Source organism: Janthinobacterium longum (assembly GCF_051380735.1).
GTDB lineage: Bacteria > Pseudomonadota > Gammaproteobacteria > Burkholderiales > Burkholderiaceae_D > Janthinobacterium.
The window spans coordinates 322,125-343,576 of record NZ_JBNYXQ010000003.1; the positions used below are offsets into that span (position 1 = coordinate 322,125).

Annotated in this window: 13 protein-coding genes; 6 read left to right on the forward strand and 7 right to left on the reverse strand. The window is 60.2% G+C overall.

Annotated features, from left to right (window positions below; translation table 11 throughout):
- Positions 1–262: 262 nt before the first annotated feature.
- From glnE to ACQ4WM_RS12265, 3 genes are all read left to right on the forward strand, one after another.
- The gene (gene glnE, locus ACQ4WM_RS12255) at positions 263–3,019 is read left to right on the forward strand and encodes a bifunctional [glutamate--ammonia ligase]-adenylyl-L-tyrosine phosphorylase/[glutamate--ammonia-ligase] adenylyltransferase (protein ID WP_436546943.1); all 2,757 of its coding nucleotides are present in this window, start codon (positions 263–265) and stop codon (positions 3,017–3,019) included.
- Between the two features lie 107 nt (positions 3,020–3,126).
- Positions 3,127–3,600: a cache domain-containing protein gene (locus tag ACQ4WM_RS12260; RefSeq protein WP_436546944.1), complete on the forward strand. Its 474-nt coding sequence runs from the start codon at positions 3,127–3,129 to the stop codon at positions 3,598–3,600.
- Between the two features lie 19 nt (positions 3,601–3,619).
- Positions 3,620–4,396 (forward strand): YoaK family protein, encoded by a 777-nt coding sequence (locus ACQ4WM_RS12265; protein WP_436546945.1) that lies wholly within the window; start codon positions 3,620–3,622, stop codon positions 4,394–4,396.
- Positions 4,397–4,470: 74 nt separating this feature from the next.
- Here the strand turns inward: ACQ4WM_RS12265 and ACQ4WM_RS12270 are convergent, their stop codons facing one another.
- The 3 genes from ACQ4WM_RS12270 to tkt all read right to left on the reverse strand — a co-directional run bounded on the left by ACQ4WM_RS12270 (position 4,471) and on the right by tkt (position 10,682).
- A complete protein-coding gene (locus tag ACQ4WM_RS12270) occupies positions 4,471–7,158 on the reverse strand; it encodes a TonB-dependent receptor domain-containing protein (RefSeq protein WP_436546946.1) in 2,688 nt (895 codons plus the stop codon).
- A gap of 450 nt (positions 7,159–7,608) precedes the next feature.
- The gene (gene gap, locus ACQ4WM_RS12275) at positions 7,609–8,619 is read right to left on the reverse strand and encodes a type I glyceraldehyde-3-phosphate dehydrogenase (RefSeq protein WP_436546947.1); all 1,011 of its coding nucleotides are present in this window, start codon (positions 8,617–8,619) and stop codon (positions 7,609–7,611) included.
- Positions 8,620–8,711: 92 nt separating this feature from the next.
- Positions 8,712–10,682, reverse strand: coding sequence for a transketolase (gene tkt, locus ACQ4WM_RS12280; protein WP_436546948.1), 1,971 nt, complete (start codon positions 10,680–10,682; stop codon positions 8,712–8,714).
- Between the two features lie 213 nt (positions 10,683–10,895).
- Here tkt and ACQ4WM_RS12285 point away from each other — a divergent pair, with 213 nt between their 5' ends.
- Entirely contained in the window at positions 10,896–11,621 is a 726-nt protein-coding gene (locus ACQ4WM_RS12285) for a 16S rRNA (uracil(1498)-N(3))-methyltransferase (RefSeq protein WP_436546949.1), read from the forward strand.
- 102 nt (positions 11,622–11,723) lie between these two features.
- Here the strand turns inward: ACQ4WM_RS12285 and ACQ4WM_RS12290 are convergent, their stop codons facing one another.
- Positions 11,724–14,816 carry a TonB-dependent receptor gene (locus ACQ4WM_RS12290; RefSeq protein ID WP_436546950.1) on the reverse strand — a complete coding sequence of 1,031 codons (3,093 nt, stop codon included), beginning with the start codon at positions 14,814–14,816 and terminating at the stop codon, positions 11,724–11,726.
- Between the two features lie 530 nt (positions 14,817–15,346).
- Between ACQ4WM_RS12290 and ACQ4WM_RS12295 the strand changes: the two genes are divergently transcribed.
- The gene (locus ACQ4WM_RS12295) at positions 15,347–15,568 is read left to right on the forward strand and encodes a hypothetical protein (protein ID WP_436546951.1); all 222 of its coding nucleotides are present in this window, start codon (positions 15,347–15,349) and stop codon (positions 15,566–15,568) included.
- 105 nt (positions 15,569–15,673) lie between these two features.
- Positions 15,674–17,305 carry an NAD(P)/FAD-dependent oxidoreductase gene (locus tag ACQ4WM_RS12300; protein ID WP_436546952.1) on the forward strand — a complete coding sequence of 544 codons (1,632 nt, stop codon included), beginning with the start codon at positions 15,674–15,676 and terminating at the stop codon, positions 17,303–17,305.
- Positions 17,306–17,314: 9 nt separating this feature from the next.
- Here ACQ4WM_RS12300 and ACQ4WM_RS12305 read toward each other — a convergent pair whose 3' ends face one another.
- The 3 genes from ACQ4WM_RS12305 to ntrC form a co-directional block, all read right to left on the reverse strand.
- Positions 17,315–18,682: a sensor histidine kinase gene (locus tag ACQ4WM_RS12305; protein ID WP_436546953.1), complete on the reverse strand. Its 1,368-nt coding sequence runs from the start codon at positions 18,680–18,682 to the stop codon at positions 17,315–17,317.
- A gap of 111 nt (positions 18,683–18,793) precedes the next feature.
- Positions 18,794–19,759 (reverse strand): magnesium/cobalt transporter CorA, encoded by a 966-nt coding sequence (corA, locus tag ACQ4WM_RS12310; protein WP_436546954.1) that lies wholly within the window; start codon positions 19,757–19,759, stop codon positions 18,794–18,796.
- Positions 19,760–19,915: 156 nt separating this feature from the next.
- Positions 19,916–21,430, reverse strand: a complete 1,515-nt coding sequence (gene ntrC / locus ACQ4WM_RS12315) for a nitrogen regulation protein NR(I) (RefSeq protein WP_436546955.1) — start codon at positions 21,428–21,430, stop codon at positions 19,916–19,918.
- Positions 21,431–21,452 lie beyond the last annotated feature (22 nt).

The following is a 21,452-nucleotide window of genomic DNA, read 5'->3' on the forward strand; positions in this document are numbered from 1 at the left end:
TAATAAACTGGCCTGGCGTCAAATAATGGCAAAATCGCCTGGTTTCCTGGGGTTTGCCATGCTGCTGGCGTCATGCTTGCGCTTGCATCCCGACTGCGCCTCCCTTACCATCGTCCGGCACAGCACGCACACTGCCAGGCAGTGCCGGGCAAACTGTGCAGCGGCCCAATTTTACCGCATCGGCTGCCGTGCGCAGGCAAGCCCGGCGACAAAGTACGCAGTTTAGCCACGATAACCGATCAACACCATAGAAACCGCCGCCATGAGCCACCCGTCCCTGACTTCCGCCTCGCGCTTTTACCAACGCTGGAAGAATGCCGCCCCGGAACGCGCCGCGCAAGCCGCGCAATTGGTCAGCGCGCCACTCGACGGGCTCGATTTTGCCGCTGAACTGGAGCGCCTTGCCAATGCCGTGACACCCCCATTGCCGCTGGCACGCGCCATGCGCCAGCTGCGTAACCTGCTGGTATGCAGCCTGATCGCGCGTGACCTGGACGGCCAGGCCGATCTGCACGAGGTGGTCACCGCCATGACCGAATTTGCCGACTTTGCCATCGGCCGCCACTGCGCGGCCATCATGGCCGAGATGGTGGCCGCGCATGGCATGCCGGTGGGCGAAGAATCGGGCCAGCAGCAGGAACTGATGGTGCTGGCGATGGGCAAGCAGGGTGGTGGCGAACTCAATGTCTCGTCAGACATCGACCTGATCTTCGTCTACCCGGAAGACGGCGACACGCAGGCCACGCAGCCGGGCCAACGCAGCCTGTCGAACCACGAGTTTTTCATTCGCATGGGCAAAAAGCTGATCGCCGCCCTGGCCGAAATCACGCAGGACGGCTTCACCTTCCGCGTCGACATGGCGCTGCGGCCGAACGGCAACTCGGGGCCGCTGGCGGCCAGCCTGGGGATGGTCGAGCAATATCTGATCGTGCAAGGCCGCGAATGGGAGCGCTATGCCTGGGTCAAGGCGCGCGCCGTCACTGGCAAGCCGGAGGACATCGCTGCGCTCGACGCCATCGTGCGCCCGTTCGTATTCCGCCGCTACCTGGACTTCGGCGTGATCGATGCAATCCGCAACATGCATGGCCAGATCCGCGCCGAGGTCAACCGCCAGGAGCGGCTGCACCCGGACCGCAGCAACAACGTCAAGCTGGGGCGCGGCGGCATCCGCGAAATCGAATTCCTGGCGCAGGTATTCCAGTTGATACGCGGCGGGCGCGACGCCGAGCTGCGCGAGCGCTCCACGCGCGCCACCTTGCGCACGGTGGCAGAAAAAGGCTATCTGGAGCCGGCCATCGTGGAAAAACTGCTGGCCTCGTACAGCTTCCTGCGCAACCTGGAACACCGGCTGCAATACCTCGATGATGCGCAGACCCATACCCTGCCCGCCAGCGAGGACGACCGATTGATCGTGGCGCAGATGATGGGCCTGCCAGATACGGCCACGCTGCTGGCCCGGCTTGAAGCGCACCGCGTGTTTGTGGCTGGCCAGTTCGATGAAATGTTCAGCGACAAGACCAGCGGCGCGCCGCCGGCCGATACCGGCATCGACCCGCAGGCCTCGAACGACTGCGCCGCCTCGGACCAGCAGGAAGCCATCGAGGCGCGCTTTGCCGCCCTCGGCTTTCACGAGCCAGCCTCGTGCGCGCGCCGGCTGCTGGCCACCTGGCAGGCGCCACGCCTGCAGTCGCTGCCCGAAGCGAGCCGCACGCGCCTGGTCGCGCTGGTCAATTCGGCCCTGCCTTTGATCACTGACTGCTCTGCGTCGAACGGCAACGCCAGCCAGCTGGCCACGCTGGGCCGGCTGCTCGATTTCCTCGAGGCCATCGCGCGCCGTTCGGCCTATCTGTCGCTGCTGACCGAATACCCGCATACCCTGGAGCGCGTGGTGCGCATGGTGTGCGCCAGCGGCTGGGCCGCAACCTTCCTCACGCAGCACCCCATCCTGCTCGACGAATTGCTCGATGAACGCATCCGCCACAGCGTGCCGGACCCGGCCGCGCTGGCGCAAGACCTGCAGCGCCAGCTCGACGACGCACCAGGCGACACCGAGCGGCAGATGGATATCTTGCGCGAAACCCACCACGCCCAGCTGTTCCAGTGCCTGGCGCAAGACCTGGCAGGCGAACTGAGCGTGGAAAAACTGGCCGATTATCTGTCGCAGCTGGCCGACATCATCGTTGCCGCCACGGTACAGGCCGTCTGGCAAACCCTGCCCACGCGCCACCGCGAGGTACCGAAATTCGCCGTCATCGCGTATGGCAAGCTCGGTGGCAAGGAGCTGGGCTATGTGTCCGACCTCGACGTCATTTTCCTGTTCGACGACGACGACCAGGAAGCGCCCGGCCTGTACGCCAAGCTGGCGCAGCGCTTTATTACCTGGATGACGTCGCACACCTCGGCCGGCATCCTGTTCGATATCGATATCGCGCTGCGCCCGGACGGCGCCTCCGGCATGCTGGTGTCGAGCGTGCAGGCGTTCGAGCGCTATCAAAGCAGCGCGGCCTGGGTGTGGGAGCACCAGGCACTGACGCGGGCGCGCTTTTGCGCCGGCGACGTCACCATCGGCAAGCATTTCGAGCGCATCCGCAACACCATCCTGCGCAAGGAGCGGCCGGAAAACGGCCCGCTCAAGGGCGAGGTGGTGGCGATGCGCAAGCGCATGATCGACGCCCATCCGCCGCGCCCCGGCAGTTTTGACCTGAAACAGGATCCGGGCGGCATGATCGATATCGAGTTCATGGTGCAATACCTGGTGCTGCAGCATGCGGCGCAGTATCCGCAGCTGACAGCCAACTCGGGCAACATTGCCCTGCTGCGCCTGTGCGGCGAACTGGGACTGATCGACGCCACCCTGGCCGCTGGCGTGGCCGACGCCTACCGCACGCTGCGCAAGCTGCAGCACCAGTTGCGCCTGCAAGGGCACGACCTGGCGCGCGTGGCGCCCGAGCGCGTGCAAGTGCATGCCGACCAGGTGATGCATTTATGGCACACCATCTTTGCCAGCGTGATTGCATAACCGCTATAGCCGCGTATGATACAAACAGGCAATCCTACCTCCCAGTAGTGCCGTACAGGCCGCGCCGGGGTTGCCCACGGGGTGGTAAATTATTCCAGGAGACTGCAATGAATACATGTGTAAAAGCGGGCGTGCACGCCCTTCTCGCCGGCTTCATGGTGTGCGCCAGCGCGGCGGCATGGGCGGCGCCCAAGGGCACGGCCGATGAAGCCATCGCCATGACCAAGCGCGCGGTGGCCATGATCAAGGCCGACGGCAAGGAAAAAGCGTTTGCGGCGATTTCCGACCCGGCCAACACCAGCTTCCATGACCGCGACCTGTATATCTATGTATATGACATGAATGGTGTCACCCTGGCACACGGCAACAATCCCAAGATGGTCGGCAAAAACCTGATCGACATGAAGGACAACGAAGGCAAGGCCGTGATCCGCGCGCTGATCGCCACCGCCGGCAGCAAGGAAGGACGCGGCTGGGTCGACTTCAAGTGGCCCAACCCCACCACCAAGGTAGTCGAGCAAAAATCGGGCTATATCGAACGGGTCGACAATATGATCGTCGGCTCCGGCATCTACAAGTAAGCCGCACGCCCCGCCCCGCATGCCCCTCGACTACCTGATACGGCTGAGCGGGGCAACGCGCGACGCGCGAGCGAATTTGCAACTGGGCTGCGTGCTGGCGCTGGTGGCCGGCGCTGTCAATGCCGGCGGCTTCCTGGCCATCGGCGGCTACACCTCGCACATGACGGGCATTATCTCGGGCATGGCCGACGACCTGGCGCTGGGCAATGTGACGGTGGCGCTGGCCGCGTTCGGCGCCTGGCTGGCGTTCGTCAGCGGCGCTGCCGTGACCGCCATCATGGTGAATTGGGGCCGCCGGCGGCGCTTGCACAGCCAGTTCGCGCTGAGCTTGCTGCTCGAAGCGCTGCTGTTGCTGGTCTTCGGCCTGACGGGCAACTACCTGGCGGCCATGCCGAATGTGCTGGGCCCCGTCACCATCTTGCTGCTGTGCTTTGTGATGGGCTTGCAGAACGCCATTATCACCAAGATCTCGGGCGCCGCCATCCGCACCACGCATGTGACGGGCCTGTCGACCGATATCGGCATTGAAATGGGAAAAATGCTGTATTACAACCGCCGCCAACTACCTGGCGACATGGTGCGCGTCAACCGCGCCAAGCTGCTCACGCACAGCGCCCTGATCGCCTGCTTTTTTATCGGCGGCGTCAGCGGCGCGCTGGCCTTCAAGCATATCGGCTTTCCCGCCGCCACCATCATCCTGGCCGGCGTGCTGGCCACCGTAGCCGGCATGCCCGTCTGGCATGACTTGCGCATGCTGTGGCGTTTTCACCGGCGCCAGTTCGGCACCAGGAAATAAAAAGCGCAGTGTGGAAAACCACACTGCGCTTTTGTTCCGTCACTCAGCCTGCAAGCAGGCTGATACTCGCAACCTTAGAACGTGTATTCCGCGCCGACTTTCAGCGTGCGTGGACGCAGCGAATAGCCGGTACGCACGTTGATCGGACGGTCGCGATCAAAGACATTGTTGATGTTGGCCAGCAGACGCAGGTTCTTGATGCCCGTGTAAGCAAAGTTCAGGTCGGTACGTACATCGCTGGCCACGTTGCATGGCAGGTTGGTACGGCCAACGCCTTCAAGGCGGGCACGGCAACCTGCTTCGCCCCAAGTCTCCTGGTCCGTTTCATCGTAGTTCAGCGCTTGCTTGGAAGTATAGTTGACGCGCACGCCGGCCGTCAGCGGACCATTGCGCCATGCGGTGCTGAAGACCGACACAACACGCGGGTTGCCCAGCAGACCGATGGTGTTCGGACGGTACTGATTGGCATCGATATCCCAGTAACGCAGCTTGAGCGCATAGGTGGTTGCCAGGCCCAGCGTCACGGTGCCGTAGTCGCCGGCCGAAATACGACCGTTCAGGTCGATATCGATGCCTTGTGTGTCCGTCTTGCCGAAGTTCTCATAGCTCAACAGCATCGACTGAAGGGTGCCGACGCCCCAGCTAATGTTCGAACCGGGCCTGAGTTCATTGGCACGAGCGGCAAAGCGGCGGTCGGTATCGCTGATCGTATTACGCACAAGTTTGTCCGAATAACCCGCATTGTCTTCACGCGCCAGCACGTACGATACATCTCGGTAATTGATCTCGTCCTTGCGTTCGATCTTGAAATAATCAAGTGCAACGCTCCAGTTCTTGATCGGCTCGGCGACGAAGCCCAGCGTGATGCTGCGCGAGGTTTCAGGTTTCAAGGTCGAGCTCGACGAAATCATGACGGGAATCGATGTCAGGCAACCCGAGTTGTAGGCCGTAGTGGCGTCCGAACGGTCAGCGGCGGTACCGGTGCGCAAGATATCGCGGATCTTGGTGGCAGTATCGCAACGCTTCGGATCAAGCTGCGAGTTAAAGAAGCCGGTCAGGCCAACCTTGCCCAGGGTTTCAGGAATATTCGGCGCGCGGAAACCACCGGCGACCGTACCACGCAACATCAGCTTGGGCGTCACTTTCCACATCGCGCCGAATTTCGGCGACAAGTGCGACGAGAAACCTGGAGCCTTGTCCACGCGCACGGCGGCATTCAGTTCCAGGCCTTTCAGTACGGGCGCATTCAACTCGGCATAGGCCGCTTTCAGATTGCGCTGGCCATCGATCCACAGCGAACCCTGGCCGATGATTTCGGCGTTCATCACGTTGTCGAGCGACTTGATGTACATTTTTTCCTGACGCAGTTCGGCGCCCAATGCCAGAGACAACGCTCCGCCTGGAAGTTGCATCAGTTCCCGGTTCAGCTGACCGTCGATAAAATTGGTAGACAATTCGGCATCCGTGCCGATCACCGGGAACATGCTGTTCAACAAGGCGTCGCTATTGGGCCCGCCAAGTTTGTATTCGCCACTAACGATGGCGGCAGGCATGCGATCGCGGTGCGGACCGCGGCTGCGCGAGGTACCGTCACCGCCGGTGCGACCGATGGTCGATTTCCATTCCCACGCACCGAAACTGCCTTCCAAGCCAGCCATCACGCGATACTGAGTGGCCTTCGATGGCGCCGACCAATCGAGGTTCGAGTCCAGGAAGCGATAGTCGAGACCCACCGGGAAGTTGTAGGGATTATAGGCGGAGTTGGCGGGCAAACGCGGTTTTTGCACGAGTTGCGATTGCTTTTTGTTACCATCGAACCAGCTCCATGGCGAGCCGGCAGCCATGGCAAACGGCAGTGGTTCATAGTCCGTGCGCGTTTCCGAATACGATACCTCGGCAAAACCACGCGTTGTATCGCTGAGCTTGAAATGCAGCGCGCTGTACAGGTTGACGCGTTCCGCACCATCGGACCATGGATTGATGCCCGTGAGGTCAGACGTGCACAAGTTGCTCGAATTGGTTACCGCGCAGCCTTTGACGGCCTGACGCACGGCAGGGTTGCCGCCACTGGCCGCCTGGTTCAGGTTGCCAGGGAAAGAATACAGGCTGGGGTCGCCGAATGCCGGGCTGTACACATCCTTGTGCCATGACGGGTACATGTCGATCACCTTGGCCAGCTTGTAGCCGTCGCGCTTGTAGCCTTCCACGTTGAAGAACACGTTATAGCCATCCTTTTCCAGGTCGCCGTAACCGGCCAGCAGGCCAACCGTGGATTGCTTGCCGATGCTTTTCTCCAGCGCTTGCTGGTAGTTGGCGCTAACGGTCACGCCTTGATAGCTTTTGCGGGTAATGATATTGATTACGCCGGCCAGGGCGTCGGAACCATACACGGCCGAGGCACCGTCCTTGACCACTTCGATGCGCTCGACAGCATCGGCTGGAATCGCATCGAGGTTGACGAAGGTCTCTTTGCCACCATCGGCGAAGGCGTAATTCGATACGCGCTTGCCGTTGACCAGTACCAAAGTTGCACCCTTGCCCAAGCCGCGCATGGAAGCACCCGAAGCACCGCTTGCAAAGCTGTTGGACGAGCCGTCGTCGCGCAAAGTGCCAGTATCAAACGAGGTCAGGGTATCGAGGACCTCGCGCACCGTGTTGGCGCCGGTAGCCTTGATCTCGTCGCGTCGTACCACCGTGACCGGCGACGCTGTTTCTGTATCCATGCGCTTGATGTTCGAGCCCGTTATTTCCACACGTTGCATGACTGGCTCTGAAGCGGCGGTGCTGGTCTGTGCATGGCTGCTTGCGGCCAGCGTGCTCAGCGCGATAAACACCGCTTGGCTTACACGGCTTAACTTTGGCTTTTTCACTATCATTATTTTACCAACCTCAACTCGTTATTTTTGTGAAAATCAAGCGGCTGGATCACAGACACTTGCACTCTTGTTGTCATATTTTTGACACATGTAAGTATCTGTAACGTGAAAAATCTTGTCAAGAAGAACCAAGGAAATCGCAGAATTTCGATTATCTCCAACTAAATCGGCCATTTTCTGTTGCATTTTTAATGAAAATTAACTTTTTGCAACAAGTTTTTTTCAATACATACCGAATAAACGGTTTGCATTGATTTTGAGTCGATGCACTAACAGAATGCTCAGGACGAAAAAAAACCCGGGCTAGCCCGGGTTCCTGGAAAGTACGAGAAAGACTTACTTGGCCGACATCAGCGCGACGGTGGTGTCGAGCATGCGGTTCGAGAAACCCCACTCATTGTCGTACCACGACGATACTTTCACCAGGCGGCCCGACACTTTGGTCAGGGTCGAATCGAAATTCGACGAAGCCGGGTTGTGGTTGAAGTCGATCGATACCAGCGGTTCGGTCTGGTAGGTCAGGATGCCAGCCAAAGGACCTTCGGCAGCGGCCTTCATCAGGGCATTGACTTCTTCGACCGTAGTGTCGCGCTTGGCGATAAAGGACAGGTCAACCAGCGAGACGTTAATGGTCGGCACGCGAATCGCGAAACCGTCCAGCTTGCCGTTCAGCTCTGGCAGCACCAGGCCAACTGCAGCGGCGGCGCCGGTCTTGGTCGGGATCATGCTCATGGTGGCCGAACGGGCGCGGCGCAGGTCTTCATGCATCACGTCGCTCAGCACCTGGTCGTTGGTGTAGGCGTGCACGGTGGTCATCAGGCCGGTTTCCAGGCCGATGGCGTCGTTCAGCGGCTTGACCAGCGGGGCCAGGCAGTTGGTGGTGCACGAGGCGTTCGAGATGACGGTGTCGGTCGATTTCAATACGTCCTGGTTCACGCCGAACACGATGGTGGCGTCAACGTCCTTGCCGCCTGGTGCCGAGATAATGACTTTCTTGGCGCCGCCCTTCAGGTGGGCCGACGCTTTTTCCTTGGTGGTGAAGAAGCCGGTGCACTCCAGAACCACGTCCACACCCAGCTCGCCCCAAGGAATTTCAGCAGGATTGCGCTGTGCAAAAACGCGGATCGGATCGCCGTTGACGATCATGTTGTCGCCTTCAACGGTCACAGTGCCCGGGAACTTGCCGTGCGCGGTGTCGTAGCGGGTCAGGTGGGCGTTCGATTTGGCATCGCCCAGGTCGTTGATGGCAACGATCTGGATGTCCTGTTTCTTGCCGCCTTCGTAGAAAGCGCGCAATACATTGCGGCCGATGCGGCCGTAGCCATTGATTGCAACTTTGATCGTCATACTCTGCTCCTGATTGAAATAGAAAGGACTTGGCACATTAAAAATCTGCTCGCCGCCGCGCCCATCTGCGGGACGCTGGCGGCGCAACTACATTAGCCGGCGATCACCGCCTTGACCTTCGCCACGACGTTCTCGACGGTGAAACCGAAATGCTTGAACAGCACGCCGGCCGGAGCCGACTCGCCGAAGGTATCGATACCGACCACGGCGCCTTCCAGGCCGACATATTTGTACCAGAAGCTGGTCACGCCCGCTTCGATGGCAACGCGCGGCACGCCTTTGGTCAGGACACTTGCTTTGTAAGCAGCGTCCTGGCGGTCATACACGTCGGTTGACGGCATCGAGACCACGCGCACATTGATGCCTTCCGAGGCCAGCGCGCTGGCGGCGGCGACCGCCAGTTCCACTTCGGAACCGGTGGCGATCAGGATTGCTTTTGCGTCAGCCACATCGTTCAGCACATAGCCGCCGCGGAAGATATTGGCGATCGTTTCATTGGACCGTTCCTGGTACGGCAGGTTCTGGCGCGAGAAGATCAGGGTCGACGGGCCATCCTTGCGGCGTACAGCAGCGCCCCAGGCCACGGCCGATTCAACCGTGTCGCACGGACGCCAGTTGTCCAGGTTCGGGATCAGGCGCATCGACGAGATGTGCTCTACCGACTGGTGGGTCGGGCCGTCTTCGCCCAGGCCGATCGAATCGTGGGTAAACACGAAGATCGAACGCAGTTTCATCAGCGCGGCCATGCGCAGCGCATTGCGGCTGTAGTCGGAGAACGTCAGGAACGTTGCACCGAACGGAATATAGCCGCCGTGCAGGGTGATGCCGTTCATGATGGCGCTCATGCCGAATTCGCGCACGCCATAGTTGACGTGGTTGCCCGGTTTGCCCGAACGCACAGGAATCGATTCTTTCCAGTTGGTCAGGTTCGAGCTGGTCAGGTCGGCCGAGCCGCCGAGGAATTCCGGCAGCGACGAGGCCAGTGCCTGGATGGCGTTCTGGCTGGCCTTGCGGGTGGCGATGTTTTCTTTTTTCTCGACGCAGGAAGCGATCGCTGCGGCCAGTGCGGTTTCAAACGCTTCCGGCAAGTCGCCCTTCATGCGGCGCGACAGTTCGGCTGCCTGTTGCGGGAATTCCGTGCTGTAGGCGGCGAAACGCTCGTTCCAGTCATTTTCCAGCACCGCGCCTTGCTCTTTCGCATCCCAGGCCGTGTACAGGTCCGCAGGGATCTCGAACGGGGCAGAATCCCAGCCGATGTATTCGCGCACGGCGGCGATTTCCTTGTCGCCCAGGGCGGCGCCATGGACCTTGTCGCCACCTTGCAGGTTCGGCGAACCCTTGCCGATAATGGTCTTGCAGCAGATCAGGGTCGGCTTCGAGGAAGTTTTGGCGCTGGTAATGGCGGCGTCGACAGCAGCGACGTCATGACCGTCGACGGCGCGGATCACGTTCCAGCCATAGGCTTCGAAACGGGCCGGGGTATCGTCGGTAAACCAGCCTTCAACCTTGCCGTCGATGGAAATGCCGTTATCGTCGTACAGGGCGATCAGCTTGTTCAGGCCCAGCGTGCCGGCCAGCGCGCACACTTCGTGCGAAATGCCTTCCATCAGGCAGCCGTCGCCAACGAATGCGTAGGTGTAGTGGTTGACGATGTCGTGGCCCGGTTTGTTGAACTCGGCGGCCAGCAACTGCTCGGACAGCGCCATGCCGACGGCGTTGGCCAGCCCCTGGCCCAGCGGGCCGGTGGTCGTTTCAATGCCGGGCGTGATGTCGACTTCCGGGTGGCCCGGGGTTTTCGAATGCATCTGGCGGAAGGCCTTGATGTCATCCATCGACAGCTCGTAGCCGGTCAGGTGCAGCAGCGAATAATGCAGCATCGAGCCGTGGCCGTTGGACAGCAGGAAACGGTCGCGGTTAGGCCATTTCGGATTGGCCGGGTTGTGGCGGTAATGCCCACTCCACAGGGCAACTGCGATCTCGGCCATGCCCATCGGCATGCCAGGATGGCCGGAGTTAGCCTTTTGTACAGCGTCCATTGCCAGTGCGCGGATCGCATTGGCCATTTTGTTCGTTGGGGGCAAAGTTGTCATGGTGGTGTGGGTCAGTCGCGAGTTTGGAATTCGTTTGCAGCAGCGCGGACAGGCGGCCGGCCGCTTTTGTAGTCAAGTATTTTACCAGACTGGGGGCGTGCAAATTAGAATTGCAGCGTACTGCCACGCTAACTCGCTATACTTTGCCGCCTTATTGATCTTCAATCAGCCCTATCCAGGAATTGCATGTCACGTTTTTACTGCCCCCAGCCACTAATCCCCGGCACCACCATCGCCCTGCCGGAAGCCGTCGCCCACCATATCGCCGTAGTGCGTCTGGCGCCCGGTGAACTGATCACCCTCTTCAATGGCGAGGGCGGCGAAGTGCAAGCCAGCATCGTCTCGGTCGCCAAGCGCAGCGTGACCGCCGAGGTGCAAGCCCATATTGCGCGCGAGGTCGAGCTGCCGTATGCCGTAACCCTGGCGCAAGCCCTGCCCGAAGCGTCGAAAATGGACTGGATCATCGAAAAAGCGATCGAACTGGGCGCGGCCGGCATCGTGCCGCTGGCGGCCCAGCGCTGCGTGGTGCGCTTGTCCGCCGAGCGGGCGGAAAAGAAGCTGGCGCACTGGCAGGCCATCATCGTCTCGGCCTCGGAACAAAGCGGGCGCAACCGCGTGGCGCAACTCGCACCGCTGCAGGACTTTAACCAATGGAGCCGTCAACAGGACCTGCACCAGCGCATCATCCTGACGCCGCGTGCGGAACAGTCGCTGGCCGACTGGGCACGCCAGCAGCCACCGCAGGCAGTCACACTGATGGTCGGGCCGGAAGGCGGGTTTACCGAGGCCGAAGAAAGTGCGGCCATGGCGGCAGGCGCTGTCGGTTTGTCGATGGGTCCACGTATCCTGCGCACGGAAACGGCGGGACTGGCGGCGCTGGCCATCCTCGGCGCCTCGTGGAGCGGCATGTAAAAGGGCCATCGTCGGCATAGAGGCAAACGCCCCGCCAGCTTCGCAGCTGGCGGGGCGTTGTCTTTCAGGCTGCCGCCGGCAGTTGCCGGCGGTTTGACTACATCAGAACTTGTGGCTGTACTGGGCCGACAGACGCACGCTGCGCGGTGCCGAGTAGGCCGTTTCCATCAGGGCGGTCGGGCTGATGGCGGTACCGGCGGCGCTGGTGTTGTAGCCTTCATCGATCGCTTGCGCCACCTGGCGGTTGGTCACGTTGAGCACATCAACCTTGAACACCAGACCGTTCAACTGCTGTGGCTTGTACATGAAGTTCAAGTCCAGGCGCGCTTCCGTCGGCAAGGTACCCAGGGCGCCACGGCCGTTGGCGCCATCCGGGCACAGGAAGAAGATCGAACCGTACTGGGAAAGGCCCAGGCCATCCTGGTCGAGCGCCGACGGAATATTACATGTCCGCGATTTTGGACGGCCGCTGGCGACCAGCAAATTGCCGCCCATGCCAAACTGGTTGGTGAACTCGTAGTAACCGTAGGCCTTGAACTGGTGGGTACGGTTATTCGGCAACAAGCCGCTGGCGTTCAACATGGTTTCAGGGAAGTCCCAGCCGGAGCTGAAGCCCACGTCAGCCTGGCCGTTGTCCGACTTGGTCTGGCCTTCCTGGTTGCCTTCGCTGCGCGACCAGGTGTAGTTCGCCTTGCCGTACCAGCCATCGCGCATCGGATGCTCGAGCATGAATTCCAGCGAGGTATAGGTGCGTTTGGCTTTTTCCGGGAAACCGGCATCGGCGGCAGTGATGGTCACTGCGCGCTGGGCGCCGTTCGGGCCGACCGGGATCATGAAGGTATTGTCTTTGCCCGGATTGAACAGTGCGCCGTTCCAGCCATGGTCATCGAAGTATTCTTTCTCGGCACCGGTCAGCTTGGCGGAGATGGCGCGTGGGTCAGAATAATCATCGATGGTGTTTTTCAGCTTGCGGTAGGTCAGTTTGATACCGCCGTTGAACTTGGCCGACAGCACTTTTTCAAAGCCCAGGTTGATCTCGTCCTGGTAGTGGGCTTTCAGGTTGGTTGCCGACAATTCATTGGCGCGTTTTTCCTGGCCAAACTCATTGTTCGCCGACAAAACATTACTGATCGGGTTCAGGCCGATCGGCGCGCCGGTGACAGGATCGACGCCGGTGTAGGTGTAGAAACGGTCGGTATTGAGCGACGCACCGGCGAAACGCACGGCCATGTTGGCTGGCAGCTGCATGAAGTAGCGGCCGGCCGTACCGAACAATTTCAGCGAACCGTCGCCATATACATTCCAGGCCGCGTTCAGGCGTGGCGCCACCATGTTTTTCTGTTTGACAAAGGTTTCGCCGCTACCGTTCAGGTTGTCGAACGACTCATTGCGCACACCCAGGGTCACGACCAGGTCATCGGTCACCTGATAGCGGTCTTCCAGGTATTGCGCCGACTGTTTGACGGTTGGGGTCGAGCCGCCGCGCTGGATATTTTCACGCACATAGTAACCTCCGACGCCGTAGCCACCACCCGCTGCCGGGGAAATATTGTGGCCGGACAAAACGGTATTCGGATTGGTCTTCAGGTAGGTCCAGGTGCCGCCGCCAGCCGATTCGGTGCCGTTCAAAGCCGTGATCTTGTTGTGATCGAGACCACCACGGATGGTGTGCTGTTTGTTCAGCTTGTACTCGAGGTCAAGACGGTAGCCCTTGTTGACATCATTGGCACCTTCGCGCAGCAAGGCCGAGCTGAAACCTTGTACCTGCGATGGATTGTAGTTCACACCAGGCACCTGGTTGCCAGGAGAGGCGACAATCGGACGCAGGCCGGCGATATAACCGAACGGATCTTGCACGCGTTCTGTCTTGGCTTGGCCGATCAGGGCCTGTACCGTGAAATCGTCGGTGATGTACCCGGTGTATTTGAGGATATCGACGTTCGAACCCTGTGCTGCCGCCAGTGCGGCGCCGGTAGCGGTCAGGCCGAGGATACCGGCCGAATAGTTCTTGAACTTGGCGCCGCCGTTCTGTACATAGCCGCGCTGCTTGGTACCGTAGTCGAAACCATAGTAGGCATCATCGACATTCGACTCATCCGCAATATGCGTGTATTCCAGGCGGTTGTTGTCGGTAATATTCCAATCAATTTTGGCGATATAGCGTGGAACTTCCGATTTCTGCACCAGCCAGCCGGTTTGGCCATTGACCGTGCTGGTCGACGCCAGGCGGGCCGTTTCGCGGTCCATCTTGGTGAACTCGCCACCCAGGTAGATGAACAGCTTGTCCTTGATCAGCGGGCCGCTGACAAAGGCGTTGTAGACGCGCTCGGTTTGTTTGTCGCCTGCCTTGTAGTTGTAGATTGTGCCATCGGTATTCGGATTGGCACCCGTATTCTGGAACTTGATGTTCTTCGCCGTACCGCGCAGGGAATCGGGGGCATACGTGAAGCCCGCGCCGAATTCCCAGTTGTTGGTGCCACTTTTGGTGGTGATATTGACCACGCCGCCAGTCGAACGGCCAAATTCCGCGCCGTAGCCGCCGGTGATGATCTGTGCCTCCGCGATCGAACCGAATGGCAGCGAGGAGTAACCGACCTGGTACAGGCTGCTGGTAACGGGGAAACCGTTGATGTAGGCCGCGTTCTCGGAGGCGCTTGAGCCGCCGAAGCTGGCAGCGTTGTTGCCGTAGCGCGAGTCGGCACGGGTGGTGCCGCCGGCGAGCTGGACGATATTGGCGACCGATGGCGCCAATGGCAAGGTGGCCAACTCGCGCGAATTGAACGAGGAACCGGAGTTGGAACTGGTGACGTCGATGGCGCGTCGTCGACTTGTCACGTTGACAGTCTGCACCTGTTGCGCCGACGGCTGCAGGGACACCTCGCTTTCCTGGCCGATGCGTACTTCCACGTCTTGCGCGCCAACCACGGAACTGCCTTTCAGCAAGGTCACTTTATAGTTACCAACAGGCAAAGAAGTGATGCGGAAGCTGCCGCTCGCATCGGGTGAAATTACCCGTTTCAGCCCGTTGTCGGTACCGACAATCGAGATGGACGCGCTGGCGTCCGGCGCGACTTTACCGATGATGTTACCGGTAGCGTTCGACTGCGCCATGACGACCGGCACGATTGCAGTTGCCAGCACCGAAGCGCTGAATGCGATCGACAAAGCCCGTACTAAAACAGTTTTTCTTAACATGTGGTTCCCTATATATAGTTATGAGCACGGCATTACCGCTTTTATAAAGCAGTCTTGTTTGCGCCTTATGCGTTTTTACGCGTTCATATTAAAGCCAGTTGTTGCCAACACCATTTTATCCTGCTCTGCTTTGCAAGCAAGGCATTCAACGGTTATATCTGCAATTAAATATAACCAAGGTCACATCGGAACATATTGCAGCCAACTGGTCAATAACGCATGAACGACTGTTCCATTTGCGCAACATTGAAATAAAAAAAGGAAAGCGGGCAGAGAAAGGCGAATGCGTGCCGCCAGAAAAACGGCACGCATCAATCAAGAAAACACTGTAATAATGCCATATTCAGACGCATTACATCATGCAACGACAACAGACGATGGATATAACATCAACAGGCGATTTAATATGAACGAGATATGCGAGGAAATAAATTTCTTATATAAATATGCAGTTTTTAATACTTCACTTCACCAATTAATTAAACGATCAGCCTGTAACAATACTTCATCAAATCACGGAGAGGGTTTGCATGTCAACGAAACAAATTGATACAGATGTAAAAACAACAGTTGTTGCAATGCAAAAAAAATCGACGCATTATGATGGTGCGCTATTTACTATTAAAGCACTGCAATGGATAGTATTTTCACCGCTTTGGTGCATTCATCCAAGCGAGGGGCAACAAAGATTTTCCACATATTCCAACGGCAACGGCAACGGCGCACTTCTGGGGCTGGGCGTTGCGGGTTAAAATAGGGGTTCTGGACCATGTTGCAGCGCGGCATGCACCGCCCGGCAATCGGGTCCGCAGATTCTCCGCTAACTACGGAGCCCGGCAATTTTTCAGACATATATCATGTTGCGACTGAACGAATTAAAACTCCCCCTCGAACACGACGAAGCGGCCTTGAGCGCCGCCATCCTGGCTCGCCTGGCCATTCCGGCCACCGATTTGCTCGGCTTTACCGTCTTCAAGCGCAGCTACGACGCGCGCAAGCGCAGCGCGGTGGTGCTGATCTATTCGCTGCACGTCGACGTGCGCAATGAAGCAACCGTGCTGGCGCGCCTGAAACACGACATCCATCTGATGCCGGCGCCCGACACCGAGTACAAATTCGTCGCCGGCGGCGAGCAGCTGGCCGGCCATAGCAAGCAGCCGCGTCCGATCGTCATAGGCACTGGCCCCTGCGGCCTGTTCGTCGCACTGATCCTGGCGCAAATGGGCCTGCGCCCGATCATCCTCGAGCGCGGCAAGCAGGTGCGCGAGCGCACCGTGGACACCTTTGGTTTCTGGCGCAAGCGCGAACTGAACCCGGAGTCGAACGTGCAGTTCGGCGAAGGCGGCGCCGGCACCTTTTCGGACGGCAAGCTGTACAGCCAGATCAAGGATCCGAAACATTACGGGCGCAAGGTGCTGACAGAATTCGTCAAGGCCGGCGCACCGGAAGAGATCATGTATGTCAGCAAGCCGCATATCGGCACCTTCCGCCTGGTGAAAATGGTGGAAGCAATGCGCGCCAATATCGAGCAGCTGGGCGGCGAATACCGTTTCGAGAGCAAGGTGGTCGATATCGATATCGTGCCAGGTCCGGACGGCGGCCAGGTGCGCGGCGTGGTGCTGGCCAGCGGCGAGACCATCGCCAGCAACCATGTGGTGCTGGCGATCGGCCATAGCGCGCGCGACACCTTTGAAATGCTGCACCAGCGCGGCGTGTATATCGAAGCAAAACCGTTTTCGATCGGTTTTCGCGTCGAACACCCGCAATCCCTGATCGACAGCTGCCGCTTCGGCCCCAGCGCCGGCCACCCTATCCTCGGCGCGGCCGACTACAAGCTGGTGCACCACGCCAGCAATGGCCGCTCGGTCTACAGCTTCTGCATGTGCCCGGGCGGCACGGTGGTGGCAGCCGCGTCCGAGCCGGGCCGTTTGGTAACGAACGGCATGAGCCAGTATTCGCGCAATGAACGCAATGCCAACAGCGCCATCGTGGTCGGCATCACCCCGGCCGACTATCCCGGTGACCCGCTGGCCGGCATCGCGCTGCAGCGCGAGCTGGAAGAACGCGCGTTCGCACTGGGCGGCGGCAACTACGACGCGCCGGGCCAGCTGGTGGGCGACTTCGTGGCCGGCCGCGCCTCGACCGAGTTCGGCAGCGTGGTGCCGTCCTACAAGCCGGCGGTGCACCTGACCGACCTGGCGCCGGCCCTGCCCGAATATGCCATCACGGCGCTGCGCGAAGCGTTTCCGGCCTTTAACAAGCAGATCAAGGGTTATTACAAGGCCGACGCCGTGCTGACGGGGGTGGAAACACGCACCTCGTCGCCGATCCGCATCAAGCGCCGCGACGATGACCTGCAAAGCCTGAACACACGCGGCCTGTTTCCGGCCGGCGAAGGCGCGGGCTACGCCGGCGGCATTCTGTCGGCGGCGGTCGATGGCATCAAGGTGGCCGAAGCGGTGGCGCTGGCTATCGCAGCCGCCAAATAAGACCAGCCATCAGGCTGCCAGCGGCAGCCTGATGTGAATATGGCAGCCGGCAGCGCCGTCGATGGCGCGCACCTGGCCGCCCAGCTGCTGCACGATGGTATGCACGATATGCATGCCCAGGCCCGAGCCGCCCTTGCCGCGCTTGGTGGTGAAAAACGGTTCGAACATGTGTTCGCGCACGGCTGGCGCCAGGCCGATGCCGTCATCGCAAAATTCGAGTGACAGCCATGGTATGCCGTTCACCGGTGCCTCCAGGCTGGCGCGGATGGTGATTTGCCCGGGGCCACCATTCGGGTAGCCATGCCGGGCGCTGTTCATCAGCAGGTTCGACAGTATCTGCGACAACTTGCCTGATTCAAGGCGCACCCGGCAAGCCGGATCGATCTCGATGTGCACCTGCAAGGTCGACTTGCGCAACTCGGGGCTGTGCGCCGAAACCAGGCCGTGCACATAGTCGTGCAGCACCAGATCGGTGACGTATTCGCTGGCCTGGTCCACCGCCAGTTGCTTGAAATTACCGATCAGCTCAGCCGCCCGCGTCAGGTTGCGCTCGACCAGCGCGGCGGCGCCCGTCAAAGCCTTGGCGATGTCGATCAGCTCGGTACGGCTGACCTTCGGCGCCGACAGCATGCACACCAGTTGGTCGGCATAGCTGCCCATGCTCGACGCCGCCGTCAGCGCCACGCCGATCGGCGTATTGACTTCGTGCGAGACACCGGCCACCAGCGAGCCGAGTGCCGCCATCTGCTCCTGCTCCAGCAAGCTTGCCTGGGCCGCCAGCAGCGATTCACTGCGCTGGCGCACGATATCTTCGAGCTGGCGCGTGCGTTCCTGGTGCTGCAGCTCGGCCGCACCACGGGCCGAAAAAATCGACAGCAGCAACAGCGCCAGCAGACGCTTGTCTTCGTCGATGGGCCGCGTGTCGATGGCCGACAGGATGCCCAGGGTGCGTCCTTCCGTATCGAGCAGCGGCATGCCGATATAGCTCTCGGCGCGCATGTCGGCCAGCATGGCATCGAGCGGAAAGCGGCGCTGGATATCGTTTCCATGAAAACACATGTCCTGCTGCGTTACCTCTTCGCAGGGTGTGTGCTGCAGGCTGTATTCGATATTGTCCCGGTAGCCCTTGCCACCCCAGAAGGCCAGCGTGCGGATGCCTTCCCCGCCATCAAGCTGGCCGATCAGCTGGCCGGCAAGCACATACTGCACATCGAGTGCTTCGGCCAGTTCGCGCACCAGGATGCGCAGGAAATCGTCGCCGCGTGCCTGCGCCGTTGAGGCAGCAATCGAGCGCAGTGCCGCTTCGGCCAGGGTGCGCCGCTGCGCCTGGTCGAACAGAGGTTCTTGCGAATTGACATCAAACAGCGGAATACTCATGCGTGCTCCTGCACAGCGCGGCAAGCGGGCCCTCCTCGCAGGCCAGCAAAGGCGGACCCTCGCTGATTGTACCTCCGGAAATTATTAAATAATACAGATGTGCGGAAATTTTTATAGCCAGCCCGAGCGCTTGAACAGGTAATACATATAGCCGCAAGCGCCGCACATCACGGCCACGGCGGCCGGATAACCATAGTGCCAGTCCAGTTCCGGCATGAACTTGAAGTTCATGCCCCAGATCCCGGCAAAGGCGGTAAATACGGCAAAGATGGCAGCCCAGGCCGCCAGTTGCTTGTTCACTTCACTCTCGTCGATGGCCACCATCGACAGGTTGACCTGGATCGCCGTGCTGATGGTGTCGCGGATCGAGTCGAGCGTGCCGTTGATGCGCGCCAGGTGGTCGTGGACGTCGCGGAAATATTCCTGTGTGTCGTGCGCCAGCGGCGGCACGCGCCCACCGTGCAATTTGCCCACCGCTTCCATCAGTGGCGCCACCACATGGCGCAGCACCATCACCTTGCGTTTCAGCTGGTACAGCCGTTCGATGTTGTCGCGCTCGGTACCGGAATCGAACATGCGGTCCTCGATCGCCTCCAGTTCCGATTCGAACGCATCGAGGATGGGAAAATAGCGGTCAACGACGGCATCCATCAGTGCATACAGCACAAAGGCCGAGCCCTGGCGCAGCAGGTGCGGTTCGCGCTCGGCGCGTGCGCGCACGCCCAGGAAACCCTGCGAGCTGTTGCTGCGCGAGGACAGCACATAGTTGCTGCCGACAAAGATATCGACTTCACCCAGCACCAGTTCATCGCCCACCATTTCCACGGTTTTTACCACCGCAAACAGCGAATCGCCATATTCCTCGATCTTCGGGCGCTGGTGGCCGCGCTGCGCGTCTTCCACCGCCAGTTCATGCAGGCAGAATTCGTGCTGCATCTGCTTCAGTTCATCGGGCGTGGCGTCGAGCAAGGCGACCCACACGAAGCAATCGGGACGCTCCACGTAGTCGCTGATATCGTCAATCGGCAAGTCGGCCAGTTTCTTGCCATCCTGGTAGGCAACACAGTTAATCAGCATACAGTTCCATCGTTCAAGTTGATGCCGGACGACACAGTCCGGCAGGCGCCAGCTTACCCTATTGTTCGCGGTGTGTTGTGGCGTGCAAGGAAACACGCGAGAAGGAAAGCGGGCGGAGCAGAACGCCCCGCCCGAAAGGAACAGCAGCTACCGCGATCAGTCTTCCTTGGCGCCGTCGATGCCCAGTTCCGAGATCTTGCGGGTAATGGTGTTGCGACCGATGCCCAGGCGCACGGCGGCGTCATTCTTGCGCCCGTGCGTATGCTTGAGTGCCGTCTTGATCAGGGCCGACTCGAACTGGCGACCCAGCACTGCCATCACTTCCTGCTGCCCTGCCCCCAGCATGCCGGCCGCCTGCATTTCCAGCAAGCCGATCCAGCCCGGCGGCGCACCATTGATCGGTGCAGCGGCGTCGAACACCTGGCCACCGTGCGGTGCGCCGGAAGGCAGCTCGCCCTGCGCCTGCTGCGGCGCGGACGGGTTGCTCATGCCGGTCGACTCGCCCTGCCCCGGCCCTTGTCCCTGCGTCAGTTCCAGCGGCAAGTCCTTGATTTCCACTGTCTGGCCGGGCGCCATGACGGTGATCCAGTTGCACAGATTCTCCAGCTGGCGCACATTGCCGGGCAAATCGAGGCTGCTGAGAAATTGCATCGTCGGCTCGCTCATGCGCTTCGCTTCCACGCCCAGCTGGCGCGCGCTTTGCACCAGGAAGTGACGCACCAAAATGGGGATATCCTCACGCCGCTCCCTCAAACTGGGCAGGCGCAAACGGATCACGTTCAGGCGGTGATACAAGTCTTCGCGAAACAGGCCGTCGCGCACGCGCTGTTCGAGGTTCTGGTGGGTGGCGGTAATCACGCGCACATTGGCCTTCATAGGCTGATGACCGCCAACCCGGTAGAAATGCCCATCCGACAGCACCCGCAGCAAGCGCGTCTGCAGGTCGAACGGCATGTCGCCGATCTCGTCCAAAAACAGGGTACCGTTCTCGGCCTGCTCGAAGCGACCGCGGCGGGTAGTCTGCGCGCCCGTAAATGCGCCCCGCTCGTGGCCGAACAGTTCCGATTCCAGCAGGTCTTTCGGGATCGCCGCCGTATTCAGGGCAATAAAGGGCTGGGCTGCGCGCGGGCTGTGCTTGTGCAGCGCGCGCGCCACCAGTTCCTTGCCGGAACCGGACTCGCCCGTGATCAGCACCGTCACGTTCGATTGCGACAAACGGCCGATGGCGCGAAACACTTCCTGCATGGCCGGCGCCTGGCCGAGGATTTCCGGCGTTTCCGACGGACCTGCTTCAACGCTGGTCTCGCGCAGGCTTTCTTCGAGCGCGCGCCGTATCAGTTCGACCGCCTTGTCGATATCGAAGGGCTTGGCCAGATATTCAAAGGCGCCGCCCTGGAACGAGGCGACGGCCGAATCGAGGTCGGAAAAGGCCGTAATGATAATGACGGGCAGGCCGGGAAAGCGCGTCTTGACCATCTGCAGCAGGTCCAGCCCTGACGCGCCCGGCATGCGGATGTCGGATACCAGCACTTGCGGCGTATCGAATTCAAGCGCGGCAATGGCGTCGCGCGCATTGGCAAAGCTCTTGGTGGCCAGGTTTTCACGGGCCAGGGCTTTTTCCAGCACCCAGCGGATTGATTCGTCGTCGTCAACTATCCAGATTGGCTTCATTAGTGTGTGCGTCCCGCAATGG